Consider the following 20,242-nt stretch of genomic DNA (forward strand, 5'->3'; position numbering starts at 1 on the left):
ATTTGACCATATGGTCAGAAAATGGTGGCGGGGCGGAGATGGCCGAGCGGGCAGAGTGTTGCCCCGGCGCAGGTTCCGATCGGCAGGGTTGTGGCGCCGGTGCCCGACAGGTCCGGCTTGCGGGCCGCGCGAAGCTGTTCGAGCCCCTGGTGGAGGATCACCGCGCGCACCACGCGGCTGCCGTCCTTGAGGCGCCAGCGTTCGAACGCCAGGGTCGTATCGGGTGCTGTCGGGTCGGGCTGGTCGGCGAAGGCCCAGTCCAGGCCGAAGGTCGCCGCCAGCATGTCCAGCGTCGTATCGTGGCCGGCGAAGAGGACCAGCCGTGCGTCCGGTCCGATTGCGCTGTGGTCGGGCAGTGTGACCGGGCGGTCGGCCAGCAGGTCGATGATGGCGCGGGAGAGCACCGATGCGCGGGGGATGGCGATGGCGGGCAGGCGGCGGGTCAGCGTTGCGGCGTAGAGATGGGCCGGCAGGATGGTGGCCAGCAGGGTGGCGTCGTCGGGCGCGCCCCAGGCAACCTGCTGCGGCCCCATGCCCTGCGCGTAGGCCAGCATCATGTTTTCCGCGATCGTGGCGGCCTGGACCGGGCCGCCCTTGAGGTGCGGTGCTCCGTGCTGCCACGAGAGGGAGAGTTTCTCCGTCAGGCATAGGTCGTGCGTTTGCGCGCAGCCGTCGGGGGCGACCAGGGCCTGGAGGCGGGCCAGCGCATCCTGCACCGGTTTCGGCCGGTGGTCGCGGTCCTGGGCGATGGCGTGCGCCAGCGCGGCAGTCACGCGGGCCTGGTCGAGTGTGGCGGCGCCGGTGCCGAGGGCGTTGAAGAACAGGTCTGCCTGGCCGGCGGGCAGGGCATGCGCAGCGAGGCCGCAGCGGGGGGCGAGGGTGGCGGCCATGATCGCGCCGCTCTGGCGTGTGCGGTCGTCGGCGGAATCGGCCCAGATGGCGATGGTGCCGGGGGCCGGGCAGCCTGCGGTGGGCAGGAGGTCCAGTTGCCGGTATCGTGCGCCCAGTGCGTCGGCCATCGCCGCGAGGGCGGCGCGGCCATGCGGGGTCAATTGTCCCGGTGGGACCGGCCAAGCGGGCCAGTCGCGGCCGGTCTGGGCTTTCAGCTCCTTGGGCGGCCTGGTCGGGCTGCGGACGCCGTGGCGGGCGATCAACACGGTTTTTTCCAGCGTTGCGCCGGCCAGGGAGGGGGCGTTGGCCGCCCTGGCGCCGCCGGCCAGGGTTGCGGCCAGGAGCAGGGCGGCGCCGATGGCGCGGGGGGCTCGGGGCGTGCGGTGGATCTTCATGGCAACGTCATCGACAGGTTGAAGAAGATGCTGCGGCCGGACAGGCGCCAGTAGAGCGGCGCACCGTCGGGATAACCCTTGCTGGCCGCCGACTGGTTGCCGGCGAAATCGCTGATCGCGTGGCTGTCGAACAGGTTGGCGATCTTGAGGCTGGGGGTCAGTTCGCTCATGAAACCGGCCAGGTGATGGAAGTGCCAGCCCAGGGCGAGGTCGGCGGTCGTGGTGCTGCCGACGCGATACTGGTTGGCGAACACGGTGTGGCCGTCGCTGTCTGTGGTGCTGTCCAGTCCCCAGTGATTGCCGACGAACTTGCCGATCAGCGAGAAATACGGGCCCTTGCCGTTATCGTACAGCAGGCCGAACGAGGCCAGGACGTTCGGGGTGGCCGCCACGCGGACCTGCGTATGCTTGTACTGGGCGTCGTTCACGCTGTAATTGCCGTAGAGCGAGAAGCCGGCGCCGATGGCGTACTGGCCTTCGATCTCCAGCCCCTTGTAGACCGCGCCGCCGCTGTTGACCGAGGTGCTCTGGGTGCCGATGCCGGGGACCTTGATCTGTGCCGAGGCGATGTAGTTGGAAAAATCGATGTAGTAGGCATCGGCCGAGAGGGTCCAGCGCTTCTTCTGGAGCACGGTGCCGACCTGGTAGTTGAGCGTCGTCTCGGGGGTGACGCTGCCGACATTCTGGGTCTGGAAGACGCTCATCGGCGGGGCCAGGAAGCCGCGCGCGATCTGGCCGTAGGCGCTCCAGCCCGGCAGGATGATCTGGTTGATGGCGATCGAGGGCTGCCAGGAGGTGAAGGTCTGCCTGTCGTTCAGCGGCAGCTTGGTCGATTTGTTGATGGCTGCGTCATAGTCGCGGTGGAAATAGGAATATTTGATGCCGGGCTTGACCGTCATGCCCTTTATCGGGTGCCAGTCGAATTCGAGATAGGGCTGGACCGTCGTGTTGAGGTCGGAAATATCGTAGCTGTACGCGGAGCCGTTCTTGCCCGGCACCGGAATGCTGCCCTGGCTGAGGTCGACGGCGTAGGTGTATCGCCGGTCGTCCTGCACATCGGCCCAGACCCCCAGCAGCACGTCGCCTACCGGGGTGTTTGCCCGGAATTTCATCGTGTCGCCGTAGTCGCGGAAGGAGGCGCGGGCATATTTGCCGGGGATGTCGGTGCCGTAGGTGCCCAGCTTCTTGCCGGCGGTCGAATAGAAGGTCACGCCGTTGGCGGACGGGTCATCCTGGCTGGCATCGGTCGATTCGGTGTAATCGTGAACGAAGCCGTTGGTGTAGAGCTTGTCTTCGAATGTCAGCCACGGTGCGAGCCGGGTCCTGAGATTCACGTAGCTGAAATCGGACTGGTAGGTGCTGGGGTTGTAGCCGTAATAGCATTGCAGCGCGCGATTGAAGCACAGGCCGTAATTGTCGCCATATTTCGCATATTGCGCCAGAGTCGCGCCCTGGGTGGTGTATTGCCATTCCTTGTCGTAGGTCGTCAGCAGGGTCAGGGTGGTGTGCTCGCCCAGTTCGATCACGTCCTTGAACAGCAGGTTGCTGCGCCGTTCGGCCGAGCCGGTCAGGTAGCCGTCGGTTTCCTCATGCTGCATGTCCAGCACCATGGAACCGGCACGGGTCTTGCCGCTGTCGATTTCGATCCCGCCGGCGCGGGTGTTGAAACTGCCGTAGGTACCGTAAGGCGTGACGCCGAAATGCTTCGCCGGTTCGCGGGAGTCGAAGCCGATCGTGCCGCCGAAGGTCGCGTTGCCCAGGGTCGCCGCCGTGCCAGGCCCGCGATCGACCTGCACCTGGTCGAGAAAATGCGAGATGAAGAGAGAGGATGTCGTGTGGTGCAGGTCGGACGCATCGCCGAAGGGGATGCCGTCGAACGTCATGTTGTACTGGCCATCCTGGAAGCCGCGCAGGCTGATCGTCTCGGCCTTGCCCATGCCCGGACCGTTGGGGTTCTGCGACCAGACGCTGGGCTGGAACTTGATGATGTCGTCGACGCTGGCCAGCGGAATGATGTTGTTGGTGATGAAGCGCTTCTGGATCACGGATGTCGGCTCGGTGATCGTCAGCGGCACCGTCGACGGGGCCAGGCGTTCGGCGCGCCGGATCACGGTGACCTGTTCGGCGTCTTTCTGCGCGTCCTGGGGGGACGGGGTGGGGTGTGGGGGTGTGCCTGCCGGCCCTTCGATCAGCAATCCGCCGTCATGCTGCGGCACGGCGTGCAGGCCGCTGCCGCGCAGCAGGCGGGTTGCTGCGTCTTCGACGCTGAGCGTGCCGTCCACGGCCGGGGCGCGGCGATTGCCGATTTCGCTGCTGGCAAACAGGATGTCCCGGCCGCTGATCCGTGCCAGTTCCTGGAGCGATTCGGCCAGGGACTGGGCGCGCAGGTGCACGGTGACGGGGGCGGCAGGGGTGGGCGTGGCGGCGGGGGCGCGTGCGGGGAGCAGGCCGGCAATCGCGGTCGTCATGACCAGGAGGCAGGCGAGGCGCTGGGAGGAGGGGTGGGGAGATGGCGGGCGTGACATCGGGGGAATCCTGTCTGTGGCGCCGGTTGCGCCGGCTTACAGGCGTGACGAACTGCCCGGTCGTGTCCTCAATGTTCGTGCGTGCGTTTCATCAAAGCTTCACAATACGCAGGGTTGGGCCGTCCTCGATCCGCACCGGCAGCAGACGGGTGAGCGCGTGGGCGAAGCCTGCCATATTGCCGGTGTGGTAGAGGCCGCTGATCCGCAGCGCGCCGATGCCGGGGGAGGCGATTTCCATCTTCCTGTCGCTGTAGCGGTTCATTTCCACGATTGCTTCGGCCAGGGGCGTATCGCGGAATGCCACGCGCCCCGTGCGCCAGGCGATCAGGTCATCCAGCCTTGGGCGGTCGATGCAGGGGGGCTTGCCGGCCCGCAGGGTGAGGCGCATGCCGCGGCCGATCGCGATGGGCTCCGTCTGGCCGGATGTCGGAAGGGCCGTCATCGATCCGTCCAGGACCGTGGCGGCCAGCCCGTCATCGAGCAGGCGGATATCGAACTGTCCGGCGGCGGATGTGAGGGTGCAGTCTGCCGTTGCCAGGCGCAGGGGGGCAGCCCCCATGGGGAGCGTCAGGGCGATCCGTCCGCAGGCCAGCCACGCCCGGTCGGTGCCCGTGGTGGGGGGGAGGATGACCGTGCTCCGGGTGTCCAGCAGCATGTCGGCGCCGCCTTGCAGGGTGCAGCGTCGCCGTTCGCCCGTTGCGGTGCGCAGGACCATCGCTTCGGCCGGTGCGCCAGGGAGGGCGAACAGGCTGGCCGCCAGCCCGACCCCGACGGCGAGGACGGTGCGGCGCGAAGGTGTCGCCGTGCGTTGCCGGTGGCTGGCGGCCAGTGCCGCCGACGAGGCCCAGACGCCGGACATCAGGGAGAAGACCTCGCGGTGGCGGGGATGTTCGTCCAGCCATGCGGTGAAGCGACGCTGTTCGTCCTCGGTGCAGTCTTCGGCCCGGAGGCGCGCTGACCAGCGGGCGGCGGTCTGGACGGTGCTGTCGCTCATGGTGCGTCGCCCTCCAGGAGGGCCGTCGTCAGGACGCACAGGGCCTTGCTGATCTGTTTTTCGATCGTGCTGACGCTGACGCCGAGTTGGGCGGCGATGGTGCGGTAGGGCAGGTGGTCCAGTCGGTGCATCAGGAAGATACGCGCTGTGCGGGGTTCGAGCGCCGCGAAGGCGGTCGAGAGGCGGGCCAGTTGCTGCCGGCCCAGCACCACCGCATCGGGCAGGGGCATCGGGCAGGCGATGGCCTCCGCCTGGTCGGGGAGGAGGTTGACCAGGCAGTCGCGGCGCTCGCGACGATATTCGTCGATGGCCAGGTTGCGTGCGGTGCGGAGCACATAAGCCTCGGTATTGGCGATTCCCGCATGGCCGCGTTCCAGGATGTGGAGCAGGGCCGTCTGCAACAGGTCCTCGGAATCGTGTCGCCTGGTCAGGCGGCGGACGCGGGCGTGCAGCGACGCCCAACCGGTCTGCCGGATCGCCCAATCCGTCATGTCGCCCTCGCCCCATTCTGCCGGTAGACGGCCTGCCCGGTATCGGGGCGGACCCTAGAAGAGCAGTCCTGTCCTGTCATCGGCGCGGCACCGGTAACGGATCGGTATTCTTTAAAACTTCATGATCGCGGAGTGCATCCCTGCCCTGACTTGTTCTCCGGGCTTCAGCAACATTATGTTAAAAATACACGTTCATGACGAAAAGGATGTCAGACATGCGGATTGTGGCCTCGCTGGCGGTTGTTGCAGCCCTTGGTTCCGTGCCCTCGCTGTCACACGCCGCGCCGCTGCATGCGGCGTGGGAAAAATTCAAGGCCGGCCGTGCGCTGAACCATATTTCCGACGATGGCGAGCGCGCGCTGGCCGACATTGTCGTCGCCCAGCAGTTTGTCGCGCAGGGCAAGGTGGACCAGGCGGTGCCGCCGCTGTACGACGCCCAGAAGCGGCTGGAGGCTGCCCGCAAGGCCGAGAAGCGCTTCAACGCGGCGGAAAGCGCGTTGCAGCCCGCGCCGCAGCATCCGGTGGCCCCTTCGCATCAGCCGGTGACGACGCCGACCGACTGGCTGCCGGTGGGTGGCGAATTCGTCGCCAGCGACATCATGGCGCCTGAAAAGAAGGCCGCGGTTGCCTCGGCCAACGCCCAGCTGAAGGCGGGCGACAGCCAGGCGGCGGCGCAGACGATGCAGGTTGTCGGCGAGGATATCGATTTCATCGTCGCGCTGGCGCCGCTGGACCAGATGGAAGGGGCGGTCAACCGGGCGACCGTGTTTGTCGAGGGGCGCCAGCCCAATCAGGCGGCCGAGGCTTTGCAGCAGGCGCTGGACGGGATTGTCTTCGTCTCGCAGGATTTCGTCGAGACCCTGGCGCCGACGGCCGCTCCGTCGCAGCCGGCCAAGAAATAATCGGGGGACGGGCCCGGGGGCGGATTGCGTGCGCCCCCGGGTCAGCCGAAGCGGAAGCCGGACAGGGCCTTGCCCATGATGGTGTCACTGTAGTCGCGTCGCCCAAGGTCTTGGCCTGCCGCGCCGGCGGCGAGCATCAGCGGCAGCAGGTGTTCGGGACGCGGATGGCACAGCAGGGCGCCCGGTGCGCGGTCCCAGCGCAGAAGGGCGTCTCGCCGCTGTTCCGGCGGGGCTTCCACGGCTTGTGTCAGCCAGTCGTCGAAGGCCCGTGCCGCGGCGTCGGAGGCGGGGTTGCGCGTCATGAAATGCGCGAGATTGTGGTAGGTCATGCCGGTGGTGGCGATCAGCACGTTCTGGTCGCGCAGGGGGGTTAGGGCGGCGCCTACCTGCATTTCGGCCTCGGCATTCATGTCGCGGCGCAGGGACAGTTCCACGATCGGGATATCGGCCTGTTTGAAGGCAAGCATGAACGGGATGAAGACGCCGTGGTCGAAACCGCGTGTCGGGTCCTCGGCATTCTCGATTCCCGCGGCATCCAGGAGGGCCCGCACCCGTGCCGCCAGGGCCGGTGCGCCGGGGGCGGGATAGCGCAGCCGGTAGGTGTGGGCGGGGAAGCCGTAATAATCGTAGATCAGCGGCGGATGGGTGGCGGAGGTGACGGTTGGCACCGCCGTTTCCCAATGGCCCGACACCGCCAGGATGGCGTCGGGGCGCCCGGGCAGCGTCGCGGCGATTTCGCGCAGATAGGCCGCCATATGGTCCCAGGTATCGGGCCTGTCCATGAAGAAGCATGGGCCGCCGCCATGCGGCATGAACAGGACCGGCTGACGCGCGGATGCGACGCCGGCCGGTCGGGGGGCGGTTGCCGGTGAGTCCATGGGGTGCTCCTGGGCGTGCGGGGCACGGGTATCATGCCATGGTTGAGGCATCACGATAAGCCCGAGGCCTGGTCAAGGCGATTGATTGGCCTCATGCCGTTTGGAATGACCCCCGAAGGCATTGTCCGTTGCCTCGGCCATTTGGGAGGGATGTCAGAACTGGATATTCCGGCTACTCTGGGAGAATGGAAGATGGGGCGACGCAAGGGCCCTTATTCGTCGGTGGAATTTTTGACATGAAAATAGGCTTTTAATATCAATATGCTCTGGGAAGAGTGTTCCCCGCACACGCGGGGATGAACCGGTGGAGCGGCTGATCACGACCTACCAGGAAAAGTGTTCCCCGCACACGCGGGGATGAACCGGCCAGGAACATGTCCTGATCGATCGATTTCATGTGTTCCCCGCACACGCGGGGATGAACCGTTGCATGTGAAAAACAACACGGTCGAGCCCGAGTGTTCCCCGCACACGCGGGGATGAACCGGTCACGATCTCGGCCGTCGACCGCGTCTCCTCGTGTTCCCCGCACACGCGGGGATGAACCGCTGATGCGTGCGGACCCGATGCTCTGCCTGATGTGTTCCCCGCACACGCGGGGATGAACCGGCGTCGACATCACGGAAACTCCCGCGTCATGAGTGTTCCCCGCACACGCGGGGATGAACCGCATGCGTCGGACGACGTGACGGCTGGGTTGCATTGTTCCCCGCACATGCAGGGATGTTTCTTCTTCGAACGCTACATTGTCTTATCGATAAGATTCCTCCTTCTTTACTATGTGAGGATCTGGAAACGACTATATGATCTCGGTGCCGTTTACTGCTTGGGCGGGAGCCTGGAACGGCCGCGTTTGACGAAGGGACCGCTTCGGTGCGCAAGAAGGGGGCAGGGTCGGGTGTGTATTCCAGGTGCGGACGGGCTTTCCCTATTCTGGGGCAAGGCGCGAACTGATGTATTTGGGGTGGGGGGTCTTTCGGGGCCTGCGATGCACCCACTTGTTGCCCATATGCTCGACGTTGCGGCGGTGGCGGTTCTTCTGCCCGGATGGTCGCAGTGCACACTCGACAGACGCCAGATCGGGTTTCTGGTCGCGCTGCATGATATCGGCAAGCTGATGCCGGGGTTTCAGGCCAAGGTGCCGGAACACTGGCCCAGGGCAGCGTTCGGGCCGTTGTCATCCACGTTGGCCGCTGCCTCTCACGACGCGGACGGGTTGGCGCTCCTGAATGCGATGGCGGATGCGGAACTGGCGCCGTTATTCGGTCTGTCGCCCTCGGGGCGGCGGTGGCTTGCCTTGGAACGGGGTGCGTTGTTCCGCGCGGTTGCCGGGCATCATGGACGTCCGGTAGCGGAAACGCGGGCCGACAGGCTGGATGATCGGACGATGGTCTGGGCACGACGAATTGTCGGCCTGTTGTTCGAAGTGTTTCGGCCGCCGCCGATCCCGCTGCCTGATGCCTCGGCGCTTCGGCGGCTGGAATGGCGGCTGGCGGGGCTGACGGTTACTGCGGACTGGATCGGGTCCAGGGTTGAGTGGTTTCCGTATGTCGCCCCAGGCGAACTGGCCGATCCGGCGGCATATTTCTGGAATCATGCCTTGCCCCGGGCGCATTCGGCCGTCACTCGTGCCGGTCTGGCGCCGATGGCCGTAGCGCCCTTCGCCGGCGTCGGCGGGTTGTTCGATCATATCAGTCAGCCATCGCCGGCCCAGGCGTTGGCCGAAGGCGTGGCCTTGCCTGATGGCCCGGCACTGATCGTCATCGAGGACTTGACAGGCAGCGGCAAGACGGAGGCCGCGCTGACTATGGCGCACCGGCTGATGGCGGTAGGACGAGGCGCGGGTCTGTTCGTTGCGTTGCCGACGATGGCGACAGCGAACGCCATGTATGACCGGTTGGCCACGGCCTATCGACGGCTTTTTCAACCGTCGGCTCACCCATCGCTGGCCCTGGCGCATGGTCGTGCGTCGCTGGATGAGCGATTTGCCGACGCTCTGGCGCCGGATGACGATATGGCGCGCGCGGGTTCCGTCATGGAGGGTACGGCCGAAGCCCATTGTGCCGCGTGGCTGGGCAGCCAGTCGCGCCGGGCGTTGATGGCACAGGTCGGGGTCGGGACCATCGACCAAGCATTGATGGCGGTGTTGCCGGTGCGTTTTGCAACGGTGCGGCAGCAGGGCTTGGCCGAGAAGATCCTGATCGTTGACGAATGTCATGCCTTCGATCCCTACATGCGGCGCGAGATGATCGAATTGCTGCGCTTTCATGCGGCAATGGGGGGATCGGCCATTCTGCTGTCTGCTACATTGACGCGGCGGGTGCGTCAGGCGCTGATTGATGCGTTTCGGAGCGGGCTGGGGGGAAAACCGGTGCCGCTTTCGGCCACGGCCTATCCGCTCGTGACTGTGGCGGGGGGCGGAGAAGTCGACGAACATGCCTGCGCGGCCCGGAGTGGGCTGGCCCGCTCCGTCGCGGTGCGGCGTCTGGCGGATGTCGATGCCGCGTTGGGCGAGGTCAGGCGGGGGGCTGCCGCCGGGGCGGCGGTGGCATGGATTCGCAATTCGGTGGACGATGTTATCGAGACCGCGCGGACATTGCGCGCCCAAGGCGTGGACGTGCTGGTTTTTCATGCGCGCTTTGCCATGGTGGATCGTCTGGCAATCGAACGGGATGTTCTGGCGCGTTTCGGAAAGAATGGCCTGGCCGGCCAGCGGGCGGCGGTGCTGATGGCGTCGCAGGTGATCGAGCAGAGTCTGGATCTGGATTTCGACCTGTTGTGTACGGATCTGGCACCGATGGATCTGCTGATCCAGCGGGCGGGCCGATTATGGCGTCATTCGCGCGCTGGGCGGCCCGTCGCGGCGCTGGAAATGCTGGTTGTCTCGCCGGAACCGGTCGCTGAACCCGATGGCCTATGGGTGCGCCGCGTTCTGCCTCGGACTGCGGCGGTGTATCGTGACCCGGCGTTGTTGTGGCGCACCGCGCGGGCTCTGTTCGCGCGGGGCTGCATCGACAGTCCCGGAGAGATCAGGGCGCTGATCGAGGCGGCTGGGGATGATGATACGGCGGATGCCGTGCCCGAGGCGTTGCTTGCCGCGAACACACAGGAAACTGGTCGAGGGCAGGCGCAAGCTACGCTGGCGGCGCAGAATGTCCTGGCGTTCGATCGTGGCTATGCCCCCGAGACCGCGCAGTGGGAGGCTGAACTGGCCACGCCGACGCGCCTTCAGGAGATCCCTCAGGTCACGGTGCGCCTTGCAGTGGTGCGTGATGGGGTGGTGGTGCCCTGGGCGCTGGAAGCGAACCCGGTCGACCCATCCGATCTGCGACGTGCCTGGGCCTTGTCCGAGGTTTCAGTGGCGCAGTACCGCCTGGCGTCGTGCCACGTGCCGGTCGGGCTGGAATCGGCGGTGACCGACGCCCGGTCCGGATGGTCGCGCTGGGAACGTGAAGCGGAGCAGAGCATGCTGTTGCTGGTCTTGCGTGAAACGGGAAAAGGATGGCGTGGGGACGGTCGGAACGAGAAGGGGGAGGAGGTTGTGGTCGGGTATGATCGTGTCTATGGGTTCATGATAGTTCCCGCCAACGCGGGATGACCCGTCTTGGGTAGGCAAATGTGCGCTGTTCCCCGCGTTAGCGGGGATGTTGTTTTTTGTTGGAAATGCATTGTAAGCATCGCGAGCAGGGTTCTTTGCACAATTACCAACACAAGACATATGGATTAATCTTGACCATAAGAGAGGTTCAAGCTTATGGAAGGGAAGCCACGTCGAAGCTCAGCTTCGACGTGGCGGGGAATTATGAAAGGAGGATATGGCGTGTGGCGCACGTTCGGTAGAAGAGACTATGCTACATCTTGTGCTGCCATTCTCATGTCAGCGCATAGATGCATCCACAGATGCGAATATTACGCCCTTTGTCTGTGTATGTCCATTCATTTGGTATGCCTTCATCTCAGTGTTATTTTATTTCTGAATTGAATTCATTCTATAAAAATAGGATGGCAAAAATAGATTTGTCGAACCGCCACAAAATGTATGAATATTATCGATGTAATATATAATTATTTCCCACAATATCAAGGATATTGTCTGTGCGATGATCTGCTCTCCGCTGAATCTCCTCACCGATTCCTGGCTGCCGGTTCGTAGGCGGTCTGGAGCAGTCGCCTGTATTCGTCCTGCTCAGATCGTGGAGAGGCTGGTCGACGATCCGGTTGTGGCGTTCGATTGGCCGCGCGCGGATTTCCGTATTGCTTCCATTGAATTTCTGATTGGCCTGTTGGCCACCGCGTTCCCTGCTGCCGAGGCGGCGCAGTGGGTGGAGTTGTGGCATATGCCGCCGTCGGTCGAGGTGCTGGACTTGGCTTTTGCCCGTGTGGCCAAAGCGTTCTGGCTGGACGGGCCGGGGGCGCGCTTTCTTCAGGATCATGACGATCTGGCCAGTGGGTCGGAGCCGGTGGAGCGATTGCTGATCGAGGCGCCCGGCGACAGTACCCTGCGCAGGAATGCCGATCTGTTCGTGCATCGGGGGCAGGTGACGGCGCTGGGACGTCCGGCGGCGGCGATAGCGCTGTTTACGTTGCAATCCTGGGCCCCCAGCGGTGGAGCGGGGAACATGACCGGCCTGCGCGGCGGCGGGCCGCTGGTCTCGCTGGTTCTGCCGCGAGAAGGAGCGAGCCTGTGGCAGGTCGTTTGGGCCAATACGCCGTGTGGCCAGCCGGCGCCGGAGGATGATCTGGCGCGTGTCTTTCCCTGGCTGGCGCCCACGCTGGTCTCGGGCAAGGCCGGAACGAAAGTGCGGGCGGAGCACAACGCGCATCCGTTGCAATGCTGGTGGGGAATGCCCCGGCGCATCCGGCTCGATTTCGGTGATGGTGGGTCATGCGACCTGACGGGACGACCGGACGGCGCCACGGTGACAGGCTGGCGCCAGCGGCCTTATGGCGCCAGTTATGACGGATGGACCGGCATGCCCTATGGCGCCGGCGCATGCATTCATCCTCTGACGCCGCGCTATCGGCAGAAGCCGGACAGCGAATGGCTCAGTGTCCATCCCCAGCCCGGCGGGATCGGTTATCGCCATTGGGTCGGCGTGGTGGTGGAGAGTGGCGACGGGAGCCGGTTGCCCGCCAGCGCGGTGGCGATATGGCGCGCCGAACGGGCGCGCGATGCCGGGTGCGCCTGGTCGCCGCGTCTGCTGGCTGCCGGTTTCGACATGGACAACATGAAGGCACGGGGTTTCGTGGAAAGCGAAATGCCGCTGCCGGGTACGGCCGATCCGGTTCGCCAGCAAAAGCTGGACGGGTTCGCGCGCGATTGTGTCGAGGCGGCCGATCTGGTCGCCAGCGTGTTGCGCGGCACGGTGCGCGAAGCCTTGTTCGGTGGCGCGACGGTGTCGCTGGATGCCACGTCGCTGTCAGGTGTGCGCGAGCGGTTCTGGGCCGGAACCTCCGGGGCGTTTTTTGATCTTCTCAATAAACTGACGGAACAGGACGCCTATGCGTTCGAGACTGCGCGTGCCGAATGGGTGACGGTGCTGCGGTGGCAGGCCATGGCGCGGTTCGATGCCGCAGTGCAATTGTCGCCGGACATGCGGGAGGCGGAGGCGATGCGCGCGGCGCAGGCACGACACCGGTTGCGGGTGGTGGTCTCGGGGTTTGGAAAGGAGGGTGGTGCGATCATGAGGGTGATGAACTTGCCTGTTCCTGAGAGCAAGAAGCCGACTTCCACAAGGAAACGGGCATGAGCAGGACCGATGCCGGGACCTTGGCCAGGGAGGCCCAGGCATGGTGGCGGGCGTTGCAACCTGATCCCGCGCGGGGCGATCCCGGTGATCGGGCCGCGCTTGCAAAGCTGCGACGTTGCGGCAGCGTGATCGACGTGCTGTTCGAGCCGGCGGCGCAGGAGCTCGCGCGTCGGTGTGGGGCGCGAGGAGATGGTGCACTGGAGCGTATCGCGCTTGTGGCCGGTGTGCTGGCCCATGTGCGCACGGATCGGCCCGGCCTGCGGGTGGCGCGCCGGATCGGTCCGGTGGATGCCTCTGACCGGGCAACGGCGCTATGCAAGCCGATCCGGTTTCGTCGCCTGCTGGACATGATGGAATTCGACGATTGCCTGCGGGGATTCCGTCGTCTGGTCGCGCTTGCCGATGCCGAAATGAATGTGCGCGACCTGGCTGAAGCCGTCTTCCTGTGGCCTCGCCCCGAGGGGCGGGGCAGTGCGGCAGCGGACCGTATCCGCGTGCGCTGGGTGTACGAATACTGGAATGCCGGTGAGCCGGAGGGGGAGACGCCTTCGGATCAGGCCTGTGACTCTGTCGAGGAATTGCAATCGTGAGCCGTTTTCTGCAACTGCATCTGCTGACTTTCTACCCGCCGTCCAACGTCAATCGCGACGATACGGGCAACCCCAAGACAGCGGTGGTAGGCGGTGTTACGCGCCTGCGGATTTCCTCGCAGGCGCTCAAGCGGGCCTGGCGCACGTCCGACATCTTTGCCAAAGCGCTGGCCGGGCATATGGGGCAACGTACCCAGCGCCTGGGCGATGAAATCTTCCGCTATCTGCGCGAGGAAAAGGCTGTGGCGGAAAAGGCGGCGTTGGAGATCGCCCGGGCGATTGCCGGCGTGTACGGCAAGGTCAAGCCCGAGAAGGACAAGAATCCGGCCCATACCGAGCAACTTGTTTTCGTCTCGCCGACGGAACGCGCGGCTGCGCTGGCGCTGGCGGACCGGCTGGCGGCGGGCGAAAAGGTCGATCCCGCAAAAGAAAAGGACACCCTGCTGTGCCATGCAGATTCTGCTGCGGACATTGCCCTGTTCGGGCGGATGCTGGCTGCCGATCCCGTCTATAACCGCGAGGCGGCCGTACAGGTGTCGCATGCCATTACCACGCATCACGTCACGGTCGAGGACGATTACTACACCGCGATCGACGACCTGAAAGGTGCCCAGGAAGATGCTGGGGCCGGCTTCATGGGCGAGGCGGGGTTCGGTTCGGGCGTGTTCTATCTTTATCTCTGCGTCAACCGCGACCTGTTGCGGACCAATCTGGGCGACGAGGCCGAAAGCGGCGTGATGGATGAGGCGCTGGCAGCACTGGCACAGGCTGCGGCGACGGTGGCCCCCTCCGGCAAGCAGAACAGCTTCGCGGCGCTGGCACGTGCGCATTACGTCCTGGCCGAGAAGGGCGATGCGCAGCCGCGCACTCTGGCGGGTGCATTCGCAAAGCCCGTGACCGGGACATCGCTGATGGAGAATTCAATCCGTGATCTGAAAGCGTTCCGTGCCGATCTGGCCCACGTTTACGGACCGGGTTGCGATGCTGAATGCGCCCTTGAACTCGGGCACTCCAGTAGTGCTACCCTCGCGGAGATCGCGGCATTTTGCCGGACCTGACCGGCATCATGACCCATTTTCTGACCTTCGCCATGGTGGCGCCTGTTGCCTCCTTCGGTGCTCTGGCGGTGGGGGAGCGCCGTGAGGGGTGGGATCGTCCGGCGCGGTCTGGTGTGCTGGGGCTGGTTGCGGCCTGTCTTGGCCTGACGCGCGAGGACGAGGCTGCACAGTCGGCGCTGGCGACACAATACGGGTTGGCCCTGTTATGTCACGCGCCCGGAGAGCCGATGACGGATTACCACACCACCCAGACGGCGCCGGCACGACGCGGATGGCGCCCGGCAACGCGGGCCCAGGAACTGTCGGGACCGGCGGAAGGTCTGGCCACTATTCTCTCCCGTCGCGATTATCGTACCGGGGCATGGCATCTCGGGGCGCTGTGGGTGCAGGCGGATGCACCGTGTTGGACGCTGGAGATTATTGCGGCGGCGATGGCCGCGCCGGTTTTCACCCCCTCCCTTGGCCGTCGATCCTGCCCGCTGGGCCTTCCTCTCGCACCCGTTCTGGTCAGTGGCGAGGCGGCGGCGGAGGTGTTGATGGACCGTTACGATACGGGGCCGGAGGCGCGGTTGAGGGTGCATGGCGGTTCTTTCCGTGAACAGCTTGCCGGGCGTGTGCGGGCGCGGGGTGGGCGGCCGCTGCTGGTGCTCGATGCGGCCGATGTGGCGCGGCAGGGCGGAGGTGCGCGCGTGCTGCGGCGCGAAGTCCGGCGGGACCAGCCGATTTCGCGGACACGATGGCAATTCGCCCTGCGGGAAGAGGCCGTGCTGATGCCGGGCGTGAAGGGGGAAGCATGATGACGCCCATTCTCTCGCGCGTCGCATTGCGGCGGGACGCCCCGGTGCAGGCATTCGCCCGCCTGCTGGTGCCGGAAGGACAGGCGCAGCAGCATGGGGCAGCGCATCATCTGCTATGGGCCCTGTTTGGGGATACACCCGATCGCGATCGCGATTTTCTTTGGCGGCAGGTGGAACCCGGTCGCTACATGGTCCTGTCTGCCCGGCCTCCCATGGACACGCATGGGCTGTTTGCGATCGAGAGCCGCCCGTTTGCTCCGGTGCTGCACGAGGGGGACCGGTTGCGTTTCCTGTTGCGGGCGAATGCCACCGTTGATCGCAAGATGCCGGGCAAGACGCGCAGCCAACGGCATGACGTGGTGATGGACGCGCTTCATCACCTGCCCAGGGACAAACGTGCGCCGGCCCGTGTGGACGCGGTGGCAAGCGCGGCGGCGGCCTGGCTGGAGCGGCAGGGCGCGCGCAGCGGCTTTGTGCCCGAGGCGCCCGTCACGGTCGAGGCATATGACGTCCTGCGGATTGCGCGCGCCGGAGCGCCCCGTGTGTCGTTCGGCGTCGTTGACCTGACCGGGGACCTGATGGTGGCGGCGCCTGCGGATTTTGTTGCGACCTTGTTGCGGGGATTCGGGCGGGCGCGGGCCTTCGGTTGCGGCCTGATGCTGATCCGCCGCGCGGGATAGGAGGCGCAGGTCATGTCGCGCCCCATGCCTGGCCTGCCGCCGCCACGACCCATTCCGATGAAGGAACGGTCGTCGATCCTGTTTGTCGAGAAAGGGCAGCTTGACGTTCTGGACGGTGCCTTTGTCCTGGTGGATCAGTCGGGTATTCGGACCCATATCCCTATTGGCGGAATCGTGTGTCTGATGCTGGAACCGGGCACGCGTGTCAGTCACGCCGCGGCATCGTTGGCGGCGCGTGCCGGTACGTTGTTGATCTGGGTGGGTGAGGCCGGTGTTCGGCTTTATGCATCCGGCCAGCCGGGGGGCGCCCGTGCCGACCGGCTGCTGCTTCAGGCCCGCCTGGCGTTGGACGATGCCGCGCGTCTGAAGGTCGTGCGGAAAATGTATGCGCTGCGCTTCGGAGAGGACCCGCCTGAACGGCGATCGGTGGACCAGTTGCGGGGGATCGAAGGAGCGCGGGTGCGGGAAACCTATCGATTGCTGGCCCGCACCCATGGGGCCCAATGGGACGGACGGTCGTACGACCCGCATGCGTGGGATACTGCCGACGTGGTCAATCGTTGCCTGTCGGCGGCTACGGCCGCGCTATATGGTATTACCGAAGCTGCCATTCTGGCGGCAGGATATGCGCCGGCAATCGGGTTTTTGCATACGGGCAAGCCACAGAGTTTCGTCTATGACATCGCGGACATCGTGAAATTCGAAACCGTAGTGCCGGAAGCCTTTCGAGTTGCCGCCGCCGTCGAGCATGGTCGCCTTCTGGACGGGTGGCGGGTTAGCGACCCTGTTGCGACGGTGCGTCATCGGTGCCGGGATGCGTTCCGGCGCACCAACATTCTGGAACGGCTCATTCCCCTGATCGATGAGGTTCTGGCGGCCGGCGGCATGGAAATGCCGGTGGCTCCGGACGAGGCCATGCCTGTCGCGTTTGACGACCCTAAAGGCCTGGGTGATGCTGGTCATCGTGGTTGAAAACGCGCCGCCCCGCTTGCGGGGGCGGCTTGCCGTCTGGTTGCTGGAAGTCCGTGCCGGAGTCTATATCGGCACGTATGGCCGCCGGGTGCGCGAGATGATCTGGGGACAGGTCTGTGCCTATATCGAGGACGGCAACGCCGTTATCGCCTGGGCGGCACCGAACGACGCCGGGTTTGCATTCGATACCTGCGGCCGTAACCGTCGGGTGCCCGTGGATTTCGACGGGCTTCGGCTGGTCGCGTTCGGGGCCGAAGCGGCGCTGCCGACCCAGCCTGGGCCGGCCGCTACCTCGCCGCCAGGGCGCCGGGGACCTCGCTGACACCAGGGCATTTCGATCGGTAGAATCTTTGACAAGGAAATAGGTGTTTTATATCAACGTTTTGTCGGAAGAGTGTTCCCCGCACACGCGGGGATGAACCGCCCGTGACCTCGCCATAGTTCGACAGCACCGTGTGTTCCCCGCACACGCGGGGATGAACCGCGATCAGGCGCCCGGACAGGTCGGCCGGATGAGTGTTCCCCGCACACGCGGGGATGAACCGGCGCCGGAGCTATCGGGAGGAGGATTGTAAATGTGTTCCCCGCACACGCGGGGATGAACCGTTCACACGCCTATCCTCGCCCGCCGGCACATGGTGTTCCCCGCACACGCGGGGATGAACCGCGGGATAACCCGGTCCTCGGCCAGGAATACGCGTGTTCTCCGCACACGCGGGGATGAACCGGCGCCCGTAAAGGCGCCTTCTCCCACCAGCAGGTGTTCCCCGCACACGCGGGGATGAACCTACCGGATGAACCCCTCAGCGACCCCGAGGGTCGTGTTCCCCGCACACGCGGGGATGAACCGGCGGCCGTGACCACGGTCGATAACGGCATCGAGTGTTCCCCGCACATGCGGGGATGAACCGACCTGCTGGCTTGCCATCATCATCGGCCTGCGGTGTTCCCCGCACACGCGGGGATGAACCATGAACTGTTGACCGTTCTTTTCATGTCTCCCCCAGGAACAGGGGTTTTTCCTTTTCGACTTCGCGGCGGAGGAGGGCGCAGAGGTGGTGGATGCGTCTGGTGCCGCGTTCGTCAGCGCGGGTGACGAGCCAGTAGATGCGGCGCAGGGTCATCGTTTCGGGTAGCACACGGACCAGTTGGGGGCGGGTGGCGGCGACGAAGGCGGGGAGGACGGCGAGGCACAGGCCGGAACACGCGGCCTCCATCTGCGCGTGGATGCTGGAATTCTGGATCCGGACCGCGCGGGCGGGGATGCCCATGGCGCCCTGGTAGTCGAGCTCACGCGTGAACAGGAGTTCGTCGACATAGCCTGCGAACATGTGGTCGGTCAGGTCCTCGCGCATGTGGATCGGGGTGTGGCGGGCCAGGTAGTCGGGGCTGGCGTAGATGAACAGGGCGTATTCGCCCAGTTCCTCGCCCACGAAGCGGTTGCCGTTCGGCGGGGTCAGCGTGATCGCGATATCGGCATGGCGGCGCGCCAGCGAGACGATCTGCTGGATCGTCTCCATTTCCACCGTCAGGCCGGGATTGTTGGCCAGCAGCAGGCCGATCCGCGGCGCGAGGAAGAAATTGGCGAAGCCCTCCAGCGCGCTGATGCGGATCGTGCCGGACAGGCCGCCTTCGCCGGTCTCGGTTATGCGTCCGGCTTCCTTGTCCATGCCCTCGACAGCCGCCAGCAGGCGTTCACCTTGTCGTGTCATCGCGTAGCCGCGCAGGTGGCGCTCGAACAGCGAGGCGTCCATCGACTGTTCCAGCGACTGGATGTGGCGGCCCACCGTCGCATGGTCCACGCCGAGCTGGCGGCCCGCCACGGACAGCGATCCGCCGCGCGCGACCGCCAGAAAATATTGCAGGTCCCGCCAGTCCAGCCCGCGCTTCATCTGTCTCGCTCCCCCACTTGCTCCCCATGATCCCGCACATCGGGTCGCGTGTTGCCGTGCAGATTTGCACAGGCCATGGGCGAAAACGCCTAATTTTCGCGCGAGCGCCGCTGCGTTAGCCCAGAGGCAACATCAACAAGAAGAGGCACCGCCGATACGGCGGACAAGAGGCGGTTTGAAAACTCGTGCCGGATCGCCGGCAGGGTGACTTTGCAAACCGCCCCGAAGCCTCTCCGGCCGGTCAGGAGCCCTGCCATGACAGCCTTATCCCTGCCTCCCTTCGTCCGCCTCGGCGGTGGTGCGCTCGACGAACTGCCGGCCGCGTTGCGCCAGGCGGGGCTTGGTGCGCCGTTTATCATCACCGACCGTTTCATGGCCGCTTCCGGCGTGCTGGAGCGGGTGCATGCGCTGTTGAACAAGGCGGGCATCGAGTTGCGCGCCTTTACCGACACCGTGCCGGACCCGACGGTGGCCTGCGTGGGGGCGGCGCTGGCGATGCTACGCGAGGGGACGCATGATTGCGTGATCGGGCTGGGTGGCGGCAGCCCCATCGACACGGCGAAGATGGTGGCCGTGCTGGCGGTGCACGATACCAGCCCGGCACAGCTGAAGGCGCCGTTCGTGCAGGATGCCCCGGGGTTGCCGATCGTCGCCATTCCGACCACTGCCGGCACCGGGTCGGAAGCCACGCGCGTGACCGTCATCACCGACGAGGCGACGGACGAGAAGATGCTGTGCATGGGGGCGGCCTATCAGCCCCGGATCGCCATCGTCGATTACGAGCTGACCCTGTCGATGCCGCCGCGCCTGACGGCGGATACCGGCATCGATGCCCTGACCCATGCGCTGGAAGCCTATGTCTCGCGCAAGGCCAGCCCGTTTACCGATGCGCTGGCGCTGACGGCCATGGCGCGGATCTGGACCCATCTGCCCACCTGCTGCGTCGAGCCCGGCAATCGCGCGGCCCGTGCCGCCGTGATGGAGGGGGCGTTCGAGGCCGGGATGGCGTTTTCCAACGCCTCGGTGGCCCTGGTGCATGGCATGAGCCGGCCGATCGGGGCGCATTTCCATGTCGCGCATGGCCTGTCCAACGCGATGCTGCTGCCCGAGATCACGGCCTGGTCGCTCGCCGGCGCCCCCGGGCGCTATGCGGAGTGCGCCCGGGCCATGGGCATCGTGGCCGGAAACGTGCCCGATGCGGCGGCCGGCGAGGCGCTGGTTGCGGCGCTGCGGGCGCGCAATACCGAACTGGGGGTGCCGTCGCCGCGATCGTTCGGGCTGGATGCCGGCCGGTGGGACAATCTGCTGCCGCTGATGGCGGACCAGGCGCTGGCCTCGGGCTCGCCGGCCAACAATCCGCGCGTGCCGACCGCGCGCGAGATCATGGACCTTTATCGTCGCGTCTGGGCCTGAACCCATCAGCAAAC

Annotated in this window: 16 protein-coding genes and 2 CRISPR repeat arrays; of the genes, 10 read left to right on the plus strand and 6 right to left on the minus strand. The window is 65.6% G+C overall.

The window, feature by feature from the left end:
• Positions 1–14: 14 nt before the first annotated feature.
• The 4 genes from HLH27_RS00335 to HLH27_RS00350 all read right to left on the minus strand — a co-directional run bounded on the left by HLH27_RS00335 (position 15) and on the right by HLH27_RS00350 (position 5,296).
• Positions 15–1,286 carry a histidine-type phosphatase gene (locus HLH27_RS00335; RefSeq protein WP_182947133.1) on the minus strand — a complete coding sequence of 424 codons (1,272 nt, stop codon included), beginning with the start codon at positions 1,284–1,286 and terminating at the stop codon, positions 15–17.
• On the minus strand, positions 1,283–3,811 hold the full coding sequence (locus HLH27_RS00340; RefSeq protein ID WP_246375235.1) for a TonB-dependent receptor domain-containing protein: 2,529 nt from the start codon (positions 3,809–3,811) through the stop codon (positions 1,283–1,285). Before HLH27_RS00340 ends, HLH27_RS00335 begins: the two co-directional genes overlap by 4 nt.
• A gap of 91 nt (positions 3,812–3,902) precedes the next feature.
• Complete coding sequence (locus HLH27_RS00345; RefSeq protein ID WP_182947134.1) at positions 3,903–4,805, minus strand: FecR family protein; 903 nt, start codon at positions 4,803–4,805, stop codon at positions 3,903–3,905.
• The gene (locus HLH27_RS00350; RefSeq protein ID WP_182947135.1) at positions 4,802–5,296 is read right to left on the minus strand and encodes an RNA polymerase sigma factor; all 495 of its coding nucleotides are present in this window, start codon (positions 5,294–5,296) and stop codon (positions 4,802–4,804) included. The genes HLH27_RS00345 and HLH27_RS00350 overlap by 4 nt, the downstream gene beginning before the upstream one ends.
• Before the next feature lie 215 nt (positions 5,297–5,511).
• Here HLH27_RS00350 and HLH27_RS00355 point away from each other — a divergent pair, with 215 nt between their 5' ends.
• Positions 5,512–6,198, plus strand: coding sequence for a YfdX family protein (locus HLH27_RS00355; protein ID WP_182947136.1), 687 nt, complete (start codon positions 5,512–5,514; stop codon positions 6,196–6,198).
• 41 nt (positions 6,199–6,239) lie between these two features.
• On the opposite strand, the gene HLH27_RS00360 is transcribed toward HLH27_RS00355, so the two are convergent.
• A complete protein-coding gene (locus HLH27_RS00360; RefSeq protein ID WP_182947137.1) occupies positions 6,240–7,076 on the minus strand; it encodes a DODA-type extradiol aromatic ring-opening family dioxygenase in 837 nt (278 codons plus the stop codon).
• 275 nt (positions 7,077–7,351) lie between these two features.
• A CRISPR array of direct repeats spans positions 7,352–7,746; the repeat unit is 29 nt; unit sequence GTGTTCCCCGCACACGCGGGGATGAACCG.
• A gap of 228 nt (positions 7,747–7,974) precedes the next feature.
• On the opposite strand from HLH27_RS00360, the gene cas3 reads away from it, so the two are divergent.
• From cas3 to cas2e, 8 genes are all read left to right on the plus strand, one after another.
• On the plus strand, positions 7,975–10,674 hold the full coding sequence (gene cas3, locus HLH27_RS00365) for a CRISPR-associated helicase Cas3' (RefSeq protein WP_338029803.1): 2,700 nt from the start codon (positions 7,975–7,977) through the stop codon (positions 10,672–10,674).
• A gap of 502 nt (positions 10,675–11,176) precedes the next feature.
• Complete coding sequence (casA, locus tag HLH27_RS00370) at positions 11,177–12,826, plus strand: type I-E CRISPR-associated protein Cse1/CasA (RefSeq protein WP_182947138.1); 1,650 nt, start codon at positions 11,177–11,179, stop codon at positions 12,824–12,826.
• Positions 12,823–13,416 (plus strand): type I-E CRISPR-associated protein Cse2/CasB, encoded by a 594-nt coding sequence (gene casB, locus HLH27_RS00375; RefSeq protein ID WP_182947139.1) that lies wholly within the window; start codon positions 12,823–12,825, stop codon positions 13,414–13,416. The genes casA and casB overlap by 4 nt, the downstream gene beginning before the upstream one ends.
• Positions 13,413–14,474: a type I-E CRISPR-associated protein Cas7/Cse4/CasC gene (cas7e, locus tag HLH27_RS00380; RefSeq protein ID WP_182947140.1), complete on the plus strand. Its 1,062-nt coding sequence runs from the start codon at positions 13,413–13,415 to the stop codon at positions 14,472–14,474. The genes casB and cas7e overlap by 4 nt, the downstream gene beginning before the upstream one ends.
• 8 nt (positions 14,475–14,482) lie before the next feature.
• Entirely contained in the window at positions 14,483–15,271 is a 789-nt protein-coding gene (cas5e, locus tag HLH27_RS00385) for a type I-E CRISPR-associated protein Cas5/CasD (protein WP_182947141.1), read from the plus strand.
• Positions 15,268–15,951 carry a type I-E CRISPR-associated protein Cas6/Cse3/CasE gene (cas6e, locus tag HLH27_RS00390; RefSeq protein ID WP_182947142.1) on the plus strand — a complete coding sequence of 228 codons (684 nt, stop codon included), beginning with the start codon at positions 15,268–15,270 and terminating at the stop codon, positions 15,949–15,951. The genes cas5e and cas6e overlap by 4 nt, the downstream gene beginning before the upstream one ends.
• 12 nt (positions 15,952–15,963) lie before the next feature.
• The gene (gene cas1e / locus HLH27_RS00395) at positions 15,964–16,923 is read left to right on the plus strand and encodes a type I-E CRISPR-associated endonuclease Cas1e (protein WP_182947143.1); all 960 of its coding nucleotides are present in this window, start codon (positions 15,964–15,966) and stop codon (positions 16,921–16,923) included.
• Positions 16,904–17,245 (plus strand): type I-E CRISPR-associated endoribonuclease Cas2e, encoded by a 342-nt coding sequence (gene cas2e / locus HLH27_RS00400; protein WP_182947144.1) that lies wholly within the window; start codon positions 16,904–16,906, stop codon positions 17,243–17,245. The genes cas1e and cas2e overlap by 20 nt, the downstream gene beginning before the upstream one ends.
• A gap of 72 nt (positions 17,246–17,317) precedes the next feature.
• Positions 17,318–17,895: direct repeats of the CRISPR family, unit length 29 nt; unit sequence GTGTTCCCCGCACACGCGGGGATGAACCG.
• A 20-nt stretch (positions 17,896–17,915) separates the two neighbouring features.
• Here cas2e and HLH27_RS00405 read toward each other — a convergent pair.
• Positions 17,916–18,815: a LysR family transcriptional regulator gene (locus HLH27_RS00405; RefSeq protein WP_182947145.1), complete on the minus strand. Its 900-nt coding sequence runs from the start codon at positions 18,813–18,815 to the stop codon at positions 17,916–17,918.
• A gap of 255 nt (positions 18,816–19,070) precedes the next feature.
• On the opposite strand from HLH27_RS00405, the gene HLH27_RS00410 reads away from it, so the two are divergent.
• Positions 19,071–20,228, plus strand: coding sequence for an iron-containing alcohol dehydrogenase (locus HLH27_RS00410; RefSeq protein WP_182947146.1), 1,158 nt, complete (start codon positions 19,071–19,073; stop codon positions 20,226–20,228).
• Positions 20,229–20,242 lie beyond the last annotated feature (14 nt).

This window comes from Gluconacetobacter takamatsuzukensis (assembly GCF_014174275.1).
Taxonomy (GTDB): domain Bacteria; phylum Pseudomonadota; class Alphaproteobacteria; order Acetobacterales; family Acetobacteraceae; genus Gluconacetobacter; species Gluconacetobacter takamatsuzukensis.